The 14739-nt window shown below is 37.3% G+C and carries 10 protein-coding genes and 4 pseudogenes; 13 read left to right on the forward strand and 1 reads right to left on the reverse strand.

Features of this window, described 5'->3' with window-relative positions:
• The 4 genes and pseudogenes from JCM15457_RS11160 to JCM15457_RS11175 all read left to right on the forward strand — a co-directional run.
• Positions 1 to 306: LPXTG cell wall anchor domain-containing protein (locus tag JCM15457_RS11160; RefSeq protein WP_034989968.1), on the forward strand; the 306-nt coding region annotated here is incomplete at its 5' end.
• Positions 307 to 400: 94 nt separating this feature from the next.
• Positions 401 to 1912, forward strand: a complete 1512-nt coding sequence (locus JCM15457_RS11165; protein ID WP_034989970.1) for a glycosyltransferase — start codon at positions 401 to 403, stop codon at positions 1910 to 1912.
• Positions 1913 to 2338: 426 nt separating this feature from the next.
• A pseudogene (locus JCM15457_RS11170) lies at positions 2339 to 3389 on the forward strand (tagatose 1,6-diphosphate aldolase).
• Positions 3390 to 3685: 296 nt separating this feature from the next.
• Positions 3686 to 4138 carry a cupin domain-containing protein gene (locus tag JCM15457_RS11175; protein ID WP_034989971.1) on the forward strand — a complete coding sequence of 151 codons (453 nt, stop codon included), beginning with the start codon at positions 3686 to 3688 and terminating at the stop codon, positions 4136 to 4138.
• Positions 4139 to 4625: 487 nt separating this feature from the next.
• Here JCM15457_RS11175 and JCM15457_RS11180 read toward each other — a convergent pair whose 3' ends face one another.
• Positions 4626 to 4958, reverse strand: a complete 333-nt coding sequence (locus JCM15457_RS11180) for an ATP-binding protein (protein WP_034989973.1) — start codon at positions 4956 to 4958, stop codon at positions 4626 to 4628.
• A 434-nt stretch (positions 4959 to 5392) separates the two neighbouring features.
• Between JCM15457_RS11180 and rfbB the strand changes: the two are divergent.
• The 9 genes and pseudogenes from rfbB to JCM15457_RS11230 all read left to right on the forward strand — a co-directional run bounded on the left by rfbB (position 5393) and on the right by JCM15457_RS11230 (position 14592).
• Positions 5393 to 6381, forward strand: a pseudogene (rfbB, locus tag JCM15457_RS11185) (dTDP-glucose 4,6-dehydratase).
• Positions 6382 to 6799: 418 nt separating this feature from the next.
• A pseudogene (locus JCM15457_RS11190) lies at positions 6800 to 8133 on the forward strand (Firmicu-CTERM sorting domain-containing protein).
• Entirely contained in the window at positions 8130 to 8750 is a 621-nt protein-coding gene (gene xrtG, locus JCM15457_RS11200; RefSeq protein WP_034989978.1) for an exosortase family protein XrtG, read from the forward strand. Before JCM15457_RS11190 ends, xrtG begins: the two are co-directional and overlap by 4 nt.
• On the forward strand, positions 8747 to 10084 hold the full coding sequence (locus tag JCM15457_RS11205; RefSeq protein WP_034989979.1) for a TIGR03111 family XrtG-associated glycosyltransferase: 1338 nt from the start codon (positions 8747 to 8749) through the stop codon (positions 10082 to 10084). Before xrtG ends, JCM15457_RS11205 begins: the two co-directional genes overlap by 4 nt.
• A gap of 3 nt (positions 10085 to 10087) precedes the next feature.
• Positions 10088 to 10459, forward strand: coding sequence for a 6-carboxytetrahydropterin synthase (locus JCM15457_RS11210; protein WP_034989980.1), 372 nt, complete (start codon positions 10088 to 10090; stop codon positions 10457 to 10459).
• A gap of 14 nt (positions 10460 to 10473) precedes the next feature.
• Positions 10474 to 12042 (forward strand): TIGR03766 family XrtG-associated glycosyltransferase, encoded by a 1569-nt coding sequence (locus JCM15457_RS11215; RefSeq protein ID WP_034989982.1) that lies wholly within the window; start codon positions 10474 to 10476, stop codon positions 12040 to 12042.
• Positions 12039 to 12296 carry a DUF3781 domain-containing protein gene (locus tag JCM15457_RS11220; protein WP_034989984.1) on the forward strand — a complete coding sequence of 86 codons (258 nt, stop codon included), beginning with the start codon at positions 12039 to 12041 and terminating at the stop codon, positions 12294 to 12296. Before JCM15457_RS11215 ends, JCM15457_RS11220 begins: the two co-directional genes overlap by 4 nt.
• Before the next feature lie 246 nt (positions 12297 to 12542).
• Positions 12543 to 13046, forward strand: a complete 504-nt coding sequence (locus tag JCM15457_RS11225) for a phosphatidylglycerophosphatase A family protein (RefSeq protein ID WP_034989986.1) — start codon at positions 12543 to 12545, stop codon at positions 13044 to 13046.
• 416 nt (positions 13047 to 13462) lie between these two features.
• Positions 13463 to 14592 (forward strand): annotated as a pseudogene (locus JCM15457_RS11230) (5-methyltetrahydropteroyltriglutamate--homocysteine S-methyltransferase).
• Positions 14593 to 14739 lie beyond the last annotated feature (147 nt).

A 14739-nucleotide genomic window follows, 5' to 3' on the forward strand; every position in this document is an offset into this window, starting at 1 on the left:
CACGCAGCGACACAGCCGACGCAGCCGACACAGCCAACACAGCCTACGCAACCAACGCAGCCGACACAGCCAACGCAGCCAACGCAGCCGACGCAGCCGGCACAACCTGTGCAGCAAAGCTATAAGACAGCTAAGATAAACAATGGAACGACAGATGAGAAGAAAGAGTCCAAGAAGGCAGATTCATTACCTCAAACAGGTGATGAGAGTGATCAATCACTGTCAATATGGGGCACAATTCTGGTAGCGTTGAGTGGATTATTAGGAATTGCGTACAAAAACAAGAAAAAGGGTGATCGTAACTAGAGCTGTTAAATTTAGTTATGAGTAATATTTATATTTAAGTAAGACTGGGATAAAGCAGTTTATCCCAGTTTTGTTGTAGAAAGGGTGCTTTTAGATGCATTACTTTATAACTTCTCAATTTGATCTTCTGACTTCTGCTATTGAAATTGCAGAAGTCCAACGTTTGAAAATTTTTGACGAAATAAAGGAACCAGCAAAAATTGTGACGCGTAATTTTATTTTAGATGGCGAATCTATTTTGAAAAAATTGGGAATTTCAGGCAGAGTTATAAATCTTTTTCAGTATTTTCAAAAAGTTACTAGTAAAGATAATGGTGAATATGGGACAAATCAACTGATTAAGGAACTATTAGATGACCAGAATTTTAAAGTGAAAGGATTGTCAGGTTATAGAAAGGGTAAACTACGTATTAGCATTTTCATTAACCAGAATAAAGTCTATTATGTAAATTATTTAGATCAATTTGGTTTCACGGACAGAAGGGATTTTTATGATCGTAATCGATTATCTTACTCGGAATTCTTTGATGATGGTGGAAAATTAATTACTCGTTCGTATTATGATATTTATGGAAAAATAATTTTGACTTATCATTTTCGAGGAGGCCCGAGTAATCAGCCTGTTTTGACGTTAATTCAACTTAAACATCAAAATAAGTTATGGCAATTTGACAATGAGAACGAGCTGATGGCATATTTTTTAGATTGTCTTGCTGCAGAAGACGCACATGCTGTATTTTACAGCGATCGTGAAGACATTTGTGTTCCTGCCTTTAAATTAATGCAAAAATCTGCGAAAAGATATGTTATTTTACATTCGGCTTTTACAGAAGATGCCAAAGTTACTGGCAACTTATACCCGTATGTTAAACAAGTTTTTGATTTAGGTGATAAATTAAATGGTATCATCAGTTCTACTGTTCATGAAAGCAAAGATATTAAAGAAAGATTACCAGAAATAAAAAGCTATGCTATTCCGGTTAGCTATTTGGAAGACGAGCTTTTTCATGAATGCCCTAACTTTGAGGAAAGAATTCCTTTCCAATTAATTGCAGTTGCACGATTGACACACGTAAAACAATTGGACCATTTAATTAATACTGTCATTCTTTTACATCAAAAAGTACCTGATGTTGACCTCAAAATCTATGGCTACAAGGATAATTGGAATAATTATGAAGAAGCTAGCAAACTGCAAAAAATAGTTGAACGTGGTAATGCTCAATCTTATATTCATTTTTGTGGGTATCGGCATGATTTGAGCAGTGTTTATCAAAAAGCGGATCTTGAAGTTTTAACGAGTGCATATGAGGGATTTGCGATGGCTGTTATGGAGGCATTGGGGCATAGATGCCCAGTTGTTAGTTATAATATTAATTATGGGCCGGGAGAAATGATTTCTGATGATGTCAACGGACGACTGCTGCCTGAAAATGATACGTTTACACTTTATAGAACATTGCTATTCTTGCTGCAAAATCGTAAAGTTTTAAAATCCTATAGTAAACAAGCGTTAACCAAGATGGATAGGTATTCCTATTCCAATCTCAAAGTAATATGGAACTCATTTATTGAAAGTGAGGGTATAAGATATGGTCGACCTTAAGATATGATAGTTCATGTGTAATCTTATGGTTAGTAATATTGACCGTTTGCAATACGTTAATTTGTCTATTGCAACTTAAACTCGACGTGAGTATGACATAAGTCGATAAATTTAAGTACTTCGCGAATTAGGAACATAACGAGTACTTTGTTATGGTTAATTCGAGTTAGACAGAGAATTTTGGCTTATGGAACATGGTTATACAAAATAAATAGAGGAGCTGGATCAAATGTTATTCTTGGCCCAGCTCCTTATCTTAATCACTCTATTTTTATTACAATTGCTGCTACCCCCTTTACAAGTCGGCAACAAAGTTGTAGCATCTAAACTGTAATAATTACTATTTAATCGAAAACGAATAGTAACCAGCATCTAAATCTAGCTGCATTACAGATTAAATGTGGCTTATGCAGGAGGTAGTCAGCAATGGCAAAGAAAAGAATCTCACGGGGTAAGTTCGATAAATTGCAACAGCTTTCTAATGATAAGGGAATCATTGCAGCACTAGCAATTGATCAACGTGGTTCGATGAAGCGAATGATGAAGGCAGCGGCAGAAAAAGCCGGCAAGGAGTACAACATTGAGATGGTGTACGAATTCAAGGAGCTTGTTTCACAAGTCTTAACGAATCATGTTTCAGGTATCTTACTAGATGAAGAACTTGGATTTAAGGGGATCAAGTCAAAAGCAAAACAGAGTGGTTTGATTTTATCTTATGAGAAGACTGGCTATGATGTTAACACGGTTGGACGGTTTCCTGAATTATTGCCAAATGAGCTTACAGCGTTTATTGGACAAAGGCGCTGATGCCGCTAAGGTTTTGGTTTATTACAATCCTAACGATAAACCGGAAATTAATGACGTAAAGCACGCCTTCTTAGAACGTTTGGGTAATGAAGGGCTCGCAGCTGATATTCCGCTTTTTGTGGAAATCGTAACATATGATGATGCAATTCCCGATAGTAAAAGTGAGGCTTTTGCTAAGGAAAAAACTCAGTTAGTTATTGACTCAATGAAAGAATTCTCAAAAGAGAAGTACCACATTGATGTTATTAAAACAGAGGTTCCAGTTAACTTTGCTTATGTAGAAGGATACACTCCCAAGGGTGTGGCTCCGCTGTATACAAAGGAAGAAGCTGCTGAACATTTTGCAGCAGCCAATGATGCAGTTGATCGGCCGTTCATTTACCTATCGGCAGGTGTCAGTGCTGAAACATTCCGTAACGAATTGACTTTCGCGGGAAAAGCACATACAAAGTATAATGGGATTTTAGGTGGACGCGCAACTTGGCTTGATGGTGTTGAGGTATATGCACAAAAGGGTCGCGACGGTCTGATTGAATGGCTTAACACGCAAGGCAAGCAAAATGTTGCAGAGTTGAATGATATTTTGAATGAAGGTGCAACCCCGTGGTACGATTGGTATGGCGGTTTAGATAATATTGAGGTTTTTGACAAAAAAGTAATGAATGATTAGTGGGCAACAATTTCTAGATTTTTAATTGATTGACAGCTTGATAATTAACAACTCCTAAAAATAAAAAAATGAGCAACAGGGTACCGTTTCCCTGATATTGTTCAAGCAGGAACAGCTTAGACAAACAGCAGATGTCTAGGCTGTTTTTTAGTGGCAGTATTGAAAAAAATAATAAATGTCAAATGCAACTGACTATGCGGCAGTACTAAAAATGATAATTTATTATTTGATATACCTTAACAATAGGTTAGGTTCACCTTTAAATGTGCTATAATAAGAGGCGAAAGGGGTCATGAATGATGCAAAAAGAAAAAATCGAGTTAAAAGATTACGGAGCTGCTCCATTCGCTGTTGATTTGAAAGAGGCTGCCACACAAAATGACAACTACAGGACAACATTATGGACAGGTGATCATTTTCAGGTTACTTTGATGGCTATACCACCTCATGGCGGTGACATTGGAATGGAAATTCATCATGGCAATGATCAATTTATTTACTTAGTTGAAGGAGTCGGTCATGTGCAGATGGGCAAAGATAAGAATAAACTGACAGTTGATCGCAAGGTTTATCCTGGAGAAGCAATTGTTGTTCCTGACAACACTTGGCATAATGTTATCAATGCTGGCGATAAGGTTATGAAGTGTTACTCGATTTATTCACCAGTCAAGCATGAACACGGAGTTACAGAAACGACTAAGGAAGATGCAATCAAGCAAGAAGGACCATTAGAAGGAACTGGCGAATAAAAGTTTAGTTCTCTATAGAATAAAGAGCTCTGACAAGGATGAGGGATGTCATTCTGTCGGAGCTTTTTATTATTGTTAAAAAGTCATTATTAATTTGCAGGCAGTAAGGAAAATAACTCGGATCTTCAAAACGAACCAAAATTAATAGGGAAAGACATTATGTCAGCTGCTAATGTGTGTGTGTTCATTTCGGCAGCATCAATTTACCTGAACGAACATTTGCTTTGATATGATTATAAACATTTAAAACACTTTCAAGAAGGTTGTGATGTTTCAAATAATAGGCTGAAATTCATTAAATAAGCCAGTAACGACTTGAATATACGACACATTTTTATTAAGTTTTGAAGCATATTTTAATAAGACTTTTTTCTCCCCTCTAATTAAGTTGCTGATAGTTAAAAATGTTACTATCTCTTATTAGATCATTTTTTAAGTAGCAACAGTTTATGGGGGGATTGTTTCGTTAAAGAATACTAGATACTTTTTAAACAGGAAACAGTACCTTCAATTTAAACCAATTATCATCAAGGTTTATCGTTACCGAACCGTTATATTTGCGGGCTATATAATCAATACTTTTTAAGCCATATCCATGTACGTTTTTGTTTTTCTTAGTTGTTAGTGGAAACTTATCATTAAAGATAAGATCGTTTTCTGTGTAGTTTTCAAGCGAGAAAAGGATAAAGTCATTTTTCTTGGAAATTCGCAAGTTAATTAAACGCTTCTCAGTTTTTGAAATTGTTAACGCAGATTCGATTGCATTATCTAGTGTATTCCCTAGGAGACTGCATAGATCCATCTCTTCAAGTATGTTCAATAGGCTTCCGTCAGCAATGCAGGTAAAAGTGATATTTTTTTGAATGATAAATTTACAATTGAAGTGAAACAAGTAAGAAAATAAAAGGAACTCATAGCCCGAGTCCTGTAAAATGAAGTTACCATAACAATCATTAAAGTAGATTCTAGACTATGAGTTCGATCATCTTACCTTAAAAGATCGATAAAGCATAGTAAGTTCTTGGACCGGAAGAATACAGCTTGAACTTTTTTACTAAAAAATCGCACTTTATTTGACGATTCGTTATATATGCTAAAATCTACATGAGAGTAAAAATCTGCTTTTATGTCAAGAAAATCGGAATAAGTAGAAGCAGGGGAAAAGGGATAACAGTTTACAATAAAATCTACGATGCTATGGTTTATTAGAAATAAGCTTTTAATGATTTGCGAATTGGATCTAAAGGGGTTGTGATGAACATGAACATATTGATTACAGGTGGTGCCGGTTTCATCGGCAGCAATTTCATCCACTATCTGTCTAAGGAGCATCCAACATATAATATTGTTAACATGGATCTGCTGACTTACGCGGGGAACCTGCATAACTTAGATGACTTGAAGGACAAAGCTAATTACAACTTTGTACATGGTAATATAACAAATCAGCCTTTGGTAGAGCAGGTTATAAGGAAATATCAAATAGAAACAATCGTCAATTTTGCGGCAGAGAGTCATGTTGACCGTTCCATTTTGCACCCGCAAATTTTTGTAGAAACAAATGTTCAAGGAACCTTGGTTTTGCTCGAAGCTGCCAAAAAGTTTGAGTTGAGAAAGTTTATTCAGATTTCAACTGATGAAGTCTATGGTTCACTAGGAATGACGGGGTATTTTCAAGAAACAACACCATTGGCACCGAATTCTCCATACGCTGCCAGTAAAGCCGCGTCGGATCTACTGGTTCGTTCATATTATCAGACATATAACTAAATATGAATATTGTTCGCTGTTCTAATAACTACGGACCATTTCAATTCCCAGAAAAATTGATTCCATTATTGATAACTAAGGGAATTGTTGGGCAAAAGCTGCCTATTTATGGTGATGGGCAAAATATACGAGATTGGCTGCATGTTTCAGATCATTGCCGGGCGATTGATTTGGTTTTGCACAAAGGCGAGGAAGGGGAGGTCTATAACGTCGGTGGGCACAATGAACGCACTAACAATGAGATTGCAGCTTTGATCATTGCAGAATTGAAACTGGACAAAAGTGTGATTGCTTATGTTAGAGATCGCTTGGGGCATGATCGCCGGTATGCGATGGATCCGACTAAGATTGAAACTAAGCTCGGGTGGAAGCCTGAGTATACTTTTGATAGTGGGATACAAGAGACGATCAGATGGTATTTGCAAAATGTAAAATGGTGGTCTCCCCTGCAAAATAAAGCAGAAATAAATTAAATGGCCCTTTTTAAATTACGAGCTAATGTGCATGAACTGAGAAATAGCGACTATTAATATGAAGTTACGAACATAGTGTGTTTTTGTGTTACCAGTAGTTCTAAAGTTGAATGGAGAATTTTGACTTATGTAACACATTCATATGAAATCAATAAGCAAACTAGCTCCAGCTTTAACTTTTAATTCAAGTCCTTGTCCAACGTTAAAAATTATTGCTTTAAAAAAATTCTAAATTATGTTAGAATTCTCGACATGTGAATTTAGGGGATGCTGCTGCACTGAAAAGCTAAAAGAATTTTTATAATTTACCGTTTTGTTAATATTCTAGTTTATTAGGTTTTGCGCTAAAAAGTGGTATGTGATAATTTAGACTGTGGGTATGTAAAACACGCGCGGGTCCCTGATAAGGAGAATGATGATGAAAAAGTTGATTTTAGTGCTATTTACCATGCTGAGCTTATTTTTAATTTCAATTGACAGGGTTTACGCGGATAGTCATGCTGATATCAAAATTGATGGACAGTTTAATGATTGGGATCACATTAATAAAGCGCAAGTTGGGTATTATAATATGGGCAGCTGGACTATGGTAGTTAGCGAAGATACCCTCTCGTTTTATATTGATAATGGCAATAATTCCAATATATCTATTCCTGATAAAAATTATACTTTGAAAGTTGGAAACAGGTCGTATGATTTGGAGTTTAATAACTCTGATGGACAAGTGTCGGTTACTGCGAGAGATATAAATGACAGTTGGCGATCACTAGGGAATGTGGGAACAGGTATTATAAAGAAAGATGGTTCAAAGCAGACCGGAGAATTTAGTGTTCCGTTGATGAAACTCGGAATTTCAACGGCTAATGCTGCTGAAACTACTTTAAACAATCCAAATTTGGGCCCGCAAACAGTGACCGCTACGGCCAGTCAAATCAATTCCAGTTCTTCGGACTCCTCAAATTCAAGTTCAAGTAGTTCGGCTAATTCAAGTTCAAGCTCAAGTTCAAATTCAAGCTCAAGTTCAGCATCAGAAACTTCATCCTCAAATTCAGCAGAAGGGTCCTCTACACCCCAAGACTCGGCGTCATCATCTTCTTCCCAAGCAAGTCCGAACAATCAGACAAACGACTTGGGAATCTCAATTGATGGTAATTTTAATGACTGGTCTGACAAACCCAAGGCACCGATGAAAATCGAAGGCGATGATGATAACATCAAGTATGTTTCTCTTTTAGCTGACGATAAGAACATCTATTTTTACATTGAAATGCGCCCAGTTTTATCTGGAGGTTATGTCAATTTTCAACCATCGGGATATGAATTGACAGTAGCAACGCCAAATATTTTCTTGATCTTAACAAAAATAAAACTGTCGAATTGAATGAAGGACAAGTCAAACTGGTAACGCTGGGAATATATAATTCTAAGACTGACAAATATGAAAAGCTTGATGACCACGTTGCAGTGACTAAGAAAAAGATCACACAAAAAATGGGCGATGGTTCAACTGTCACTGGCGAAGGGTATCTTTTCGAATGTGCAGTTCCTCTAAGTGAGCTCAAAGAAAGTTCAAATATGCCAGGGCAAACGATTGCACTGGCAAACAAAAATTTGTGGACGGGGCAGATCAATGCTTCAGGCGGCAGTACAAAACCAATCATTTTGGCAGTTGTCGGTTTGTTGATCGCAATTTTTTCAGCCTATAAATATGGCAACTGCAAAAGTAAAAGCTGGAGGAATAATACTAAATGAGTGTCTATTTAATTATCGGAACGATTATCTGGGTCTATGGTCTGTCGCTGCTTAGGCGAACTAAACTTGCGGCCTTTTCGTTTATCTGGGGGAGTGTCGGGCTCTTTTTTATTTTAATCACACTTAGTAACCGCTACATGATCTGGCTATTTACACAGGCGGTCATGCGAGGAGTCGGGTGGATCGGTGAAGTTGCAAAAATGAGTACGAATTTAACAAGATATAGCATTATCAGTATTGCTAATGCGAGTTCTCCCGTCAATATGGTGATTGATTACGAGTGTTCAGGTGTAATTGAAACACTGGCATTCTTGAGTCTTGTCTTTTTCTTTCCAATGTATAGTCGTTACGAAAAACTGTTTTTTTCAGTTTTGGGAATGCTGTGGATTTATCTAGCTAACATTCTGCGCTTGTTGTTAATTATAATCATTGTGCATTTTAGTGGCGGTCAATTCTTTTTTGTAGCCCACTCACTGCTTGGACGGTTGTTTTTTTATGTTTTAGTGATCGCACTATATTACCTTGTCTTTACGTCCTCTCAATTGTCACACAGTATATATTTTGCTTTTAGGGAGCGGATGCATCATCTGTTGGGAAAAGAGGGAGAGAGGAAATGAGTTATTGGCTTAGTCTGACTTTCTATAAGATGGGTTTCTGGATCACGTGGGCGTTGATTCCGGTAGTTGTCGAGATTGTGCCTGCATTTTTTTCGAGTATCTGGTTGATTGCTCGCAATTGGCACACATCTGTACTAGATATTCCTGCAAAGCTGCCAGTTATTTCACTGATTATTCCTGTGTACAATTCGGAGACTACTTTATTCGAATGTATCCAATCTGTTAATGATTCAACCTATCCTGCAGAATTGGTTCAAATTATTTTAGCTGATAATCAAAGTACGGATAATAGTTTTGCAGCTTATGAGCGCGCACAAAATGAGTTCCCTAATCTGAACCTGCGCTTGATACACACAGAGCAAGGAAAAGCGAAGGCTTTGAATTCAGCTATCTACAGCAGTATTGGAACATATATTATCAATATTGACAGCGATGGTGTACTTGAAAAAAATGCACTTATGAATATGGTACTAAGATTCGAAAACGATTCAGAACTATCAGCTCTTACGGGTACAATTTTACCGCAAAAACAATTGATCAAGGCTTCCAAAAAGAGAATTTTAAAGTTGCTGCAGCGCAATGAATATTTTGAATATGCACAAGCCTTTCTATCTGGCAGAGTAATTGAGGCACGTAACAATCAGCTTTTTACTATGTCAGGGGCTTTTTCAGCTTTTCGAAAAAATGATTTGCTACAAACTTTTTTGTATAACACTGGAACAATCGGTGAGGATACAGATATGACTTTTCAAATACGTGATAGGTTGAAAAATAAAGTAGCCATTTGTTCTGATGCAATTTTCTATATCGAACCGATTGATAGTCTGAATGATCTTTACATTCAGCGTCAGCGCTGGCAGACAGGTGAATTAGAAGTTGTGAATCAAAATAACTCCGATTTAAAACTGAAATCTTTTTTTAAAAATTTCTTAGTGCGACGGATGATGCTGGATCATACTTTCCTTTTCCCTAAATTAATTTGGTTAGCCGCTAGTATTGTGCTGCTTTTTCTGGGCTACTCTTGGATAGTCTTGTTGCTTTCCTATGTGCTTATTTATTTTCTTTATCTTATAGTCAGCTTATTAAATTATCTTTGTGTTTTATTGTTACTGCGTGGTTTTACAGAGGAAAAAGCATTCTTTAGAGCATCCTGGTGGGTCGTTTTCACGCTTCCAATCTACAATTTTATCTGTTCTTGGTTTCGCTTGATCGGTACATTGAACAGCATGACAAAAAAATCTAGTTGGAATGCCATTAATTTTAGCCAAGAGATTCAAAAAATATGGTTATTAGTTTGGAAAGATATTAAGCTGATAAAAAGTAAATGGAGGTAAGGCATGGCACAACTCAATTATAGCTATAGGATTAAAACTTATTTTAATGCAAGTCACGCTATCAGATGGGAGAGTGGAACTGGTCAAAAGCATACACATACGTGGGAAGTTGTGTGTGAGTTAAGTAGTCAAAGTGAACAAACAGTTATTTTCAGTGATATTGAAAAAGCACTAAATGGAGTGTTGGGAGATATTTCTGGTGTATTCTTGAACACGCTAAGTGCCTTTAAAGAGACAAATCCGACAGTTGAAAACGTAACGCTTTGGCTTTATCAATTGATCGTTCCTGTTTTAAAACCACTTGCAGTCCGGTTAACACGACTCGAAGTCAGCGAATCACCCACGCGCACATACTGCATTACGGTTAGCGATTAGGAAATGGTGATAGAATGAGTAAATCGATAAGCAAGTATATATTGATCCTTTTCAATTTTTTTATTTTTTTGACGTTCTTTTTTGCATTGACATCTCCTAATCTAATATTGGGTGATAATCAAGCCACTGGTGCCGGAACGACCTTTTTTACGACTTTTTGGTTACTTCTTTTCGGAATTATTTTAGTTTCTTTTAAAACATTTAGAAAGATCAATCTCTTTCTGCGTTATATTTTCATAACACAGCGCTCCAAAACAGCACCTATTTTGCTGTTAATCGTTATTTTCTGGCAGATATTTTTTGTTTGTACTGTCCATCCAGCAATCGGGTTTGATGCTGGGGCGATCCATCAAGCCCTGACGGACCGCACAAATCCTGAAATCAGAGCGTATTACAGCATTAACTATAATAATCTGCCGCTATTGTTGGTACAGCACCTTTTTGCACAAATATTTGCGACTAAAACCTGGCTTTTCTTTGACTTACTAACGCTGTTTTTTGTTGATTTGTCAATGATTTTTAACTTGTTAAGCGTGGCTCTTGTTGATCGTGCACGCTTAGCAGTTGCTATGTACCTGCATAGCAGCTGGTTGCTGCTTTTTCCAATGATAATCGTACCTTACACAGATACGTGGGTTTTACCGCTCGTTTCTGGATATCTTCTATGCTATTGTCTAGCAAAGCATAAAGATACGAGTTACTTTGTGAGATCTATAGCGTTTATCTTATTTTGCCTTTTACTTATTGCCGCATACTTTCTTAAGCCCTCAGCAATTATTGGCGGAATCGCAATTGGGCTGGTTGAATTGCTGCTTGCTGCAGCAAAAATCAAGTTGAAAAAGCCATACAGATGGTGTTCATTGGGAGTTATTCTTTTTGCAGGTATAGTCTTGTGGGGTAGCCATCAGCTGATTGAGCAGCGGCTTCAAGAACAAAAATATATTCAAATTGATGCAACCAGAGCTATTCCGGCAATTCATTTCATTAGTATGGGAGTTTCTGGAGATGGCGGCTATAATCCTAAGGATGCTCTTGCGATGGCACAGCTTCCTACGAAGTCTGCGCGTATTGCTTATTCTAAAAAAAAACTAGTGGAACGTTTAGAGAAAAAAGGCTTTTGGGGATATGTTAAATTTTTGTTAAAGAAGCACCAGGCTAACACTTCTGATGGTTCATTTGCATGGGTCAAAGAGGGGCACTTTATTGCAGAGAATCCTAAGCCACATAAGCGCGGCCTTGCAGGACAGCTAAAACAGTTTATTTATTTGTATGGAACGCGACTTGGAGATTTTCGTTTTGCTGCACAGGTCTGGTGGGTTATATTCTTAGTACTGATTGCACTTGGATGGCGTGAGCGAGGAAGTTTTGTGCAACTGCTGCGATTGTCCCTTATCGGGAGTTTTGTCTATCTGTTGCTTTTTGAAGGTGGGAGAAGCCGCTATTTAATTCAGTTTCTGCCGTACTTTTTAATTTTAGCATCACTGGTTTCACAATCTTCGCTCATAACAGTAAAGAACTTGGCAGCCTTCCTGTGGTCTAACGGTAGTCCCGAAAGTGCAACACAAAAGGGAGATATAGAATGACATATCCGCTGCTAGAAAAAATTGCTGAAAAACTTTGCTATACAGACTTGGGTTATCAGCGTATCAATAAAAAACTCAAGCTTGATTATTCACGCAATGAGATTGAGTCGTTGCTCCAAAAAAATATTCTCAGTGCAACGAGAATATTACATAAAGGCAAAAATTATTATATTTACAACTATTCAAAGAATATAAGAGTTACTGTGAACGCTAATAATTATCGTGTGATTACTGTTGATAGATTGAAACTTTAAAGAGTTAATTGATAAAAGTAGTTCAAACGTAAATCCAGTTAGAAATTGAGCTTATCCTAAGTCTAACTGGATTTTTTGATTTTTTAACTGTAATCCCAAAAGTAAATACTGTTTTGTAACTTATTTCATCTTGCAATCTTGGTAAACATCTATAATAATAATCCTAATCTACACTACTTTTGAAGAAAAGAACAAATTACTTTAGAATAGAGAGTGTTAGTTTCAAGTAGAGAGGGGCAAGATAGAATGAACGATCCAAAGTTTAAGTTTCCAGATAAAGCATCTTATCAATTTGTAACTGATTATTTTTCATCAAAGGGGGTTGAGGTTGAAGATATAGCTTCAATTACGTACAACATTCAGCGGCGTTATATCTCTGATCTGACTCTTGAAGAAGTTAAAAAGGCAGTGATCGATGTTCTCCACAAAAGAGAGGTTCTAAATAACGCTATGGTGGGAATTGTGTTGGATCAATTTGCTGCAAAGCATCAGCTGCCTGAACCGCTGCAAAGCATTGTTGAAAAAGACAGCGGTGTTTTTGGTGTCGATGAATTGTTGGCTGAAGGTGGAATTTCTGGTATTTACGGAAAGATTGCGACAACTAATTTTGGTTACCTAGATAAAGAGAAACATGGAATACTTAAAAAGCTAGATACAGCATCAGATGGAAGTGTAAATACTTTCTTGGATGACATCATCGCGGCAGTTGCTGCGGCTGCTGGAGCAAAAATCGCACATGCACATGCTTAAATAATAAATGTTTTTCCAAAATTGAGCTAAAAAGTTTTTTAAAACAGTCTTGACATAATCATTATTCAAGATTAGAATTCAAATAACGTCGTTAATCGACTTTTAATTAATATGATCTTTTGAGAAGAAGAGTAACCGTTGCGGTTGTTTGCAGAGAATCCGGGTAAGCTGAAAACGGAGAGTAACCAAAACGGTGAAGATGAACTTTGAAACAGAGGCATCTGGTGCTGGCTGGATGTTCGGTAGGAACCGTTAACTTCCCAGATATGTTTATGTGTCGTTGAGGCATCGCGTTTAGATGTAAAAAAGGGTGGTACCGCGGATTATTCGCCCCTTGTCAGAGAAAAGTAACTGACAAGGGGCTTTTTTGTTTGGAAAAGGATAATGGTTAGTGAATTTGAAAGGTGGAGTTCTTAATGACAAACGCAACAGCAACAAAATTACATTACGATATTGTAGCAGTTTTTTACGACCAGCTGAATTAAAACAGGCCCGTGAAGATTTAAAGGCAGGTAAAATTACGCTTGATCAACTGCATCAAGTAGAAGATAGGGCGATTGAAGATTTAGTTGCTAAAGAAAAGAAACATGGTTTAAAGGTCGTTACTGATGGCGAATTTCGTCGCAGTTACTGGCACTTGGATACTTTTTGGGGATTTGATGGAATTAAACATACAAAACCGGAACACGGCTACTTTTTTCATGATGAAGAAACTCGAGCTGACTCTGCTCAGGTTGAGGGAAGAATCGCATTTAACCCGCAACATCCTGATTTGGTAGCGTATAAGTTTTTGCATACACTAACAATTGCGGATCCAGAAGTTAGTGACCGTCAGAGCATTCCTGCACCAGCCCAATTGTATGCAGAACTAATCCGTGGTGAAGAGAATCGACAAGCAATTGCTAAATATTATGCGAACGATGCAGACTTAATTGCTGACATCGGTCAAGCCTATCATGATTTATTATTGGCCTTATATGATGCTGGGTGTCGCGATATTAAGTTCGATGATTGTACGTGGGGCATGATCGTTGATAATGATTACTGGTCCAAACGAATTCAAGAAGGATTCAGCCGTGAAAAACTCGCTGAATTATATCTGAAAGTCAACAACGCGGCTCTTAATGATCTGCCAGAAGATCTGCGAGTGAGCACACATGTTTGCCGCGGAAATTACCACTCAACTTGGGCAGCTTCTGGTGGCTATGCTCCTATTGCAGATTATTTGTTTGCTAGAGAAAACGTACAGGCTTTTTATTTGGAATATGATGACAGTCGTTCCGGTGATTTTGCACCTTTAGCTAAGGTGACAGCTGGTAAGGAGGTTGTATTAGGGCTGGTTACCAGCAAACATCCTGAATTAGAAGATCCACAAACCGTGATCAATCGTGTCAAGGAAGCAAGCAAGTATGTACCATTGGAAAATCTTGCATTAAGTACTCAATGTGGTTTTGCGTCAACTGAGGAAGGCAACAAGTTAACGGAGCAACAGCAGTGGGATAAAATTGAATTGGTTGTCAATGTTTCCAATAATATTTGGAATTAAAATTAGATTAATTAGAACTGAGATTATTTTAATTTAACTGTTGACATTACTAGCTACCACCATTAGAATAAAACTACATTTTAGAATTTATACTGGAAAGATGAGTAACTTGGGGAAAACATTTACAGAGAGACTAGGTTGGTGAAA

It is taken from the genome of Liquorilactobacillus sucicola DSM 21376 = JCM 15457, from assembly GCF_000612445.1.
Lineage (GTDB): Bacteria > Bacillota > Bacilli > Lactobacillales > Lactobacillaceae > Liquorilactobacillus > Liquorilactobacillus sucicola.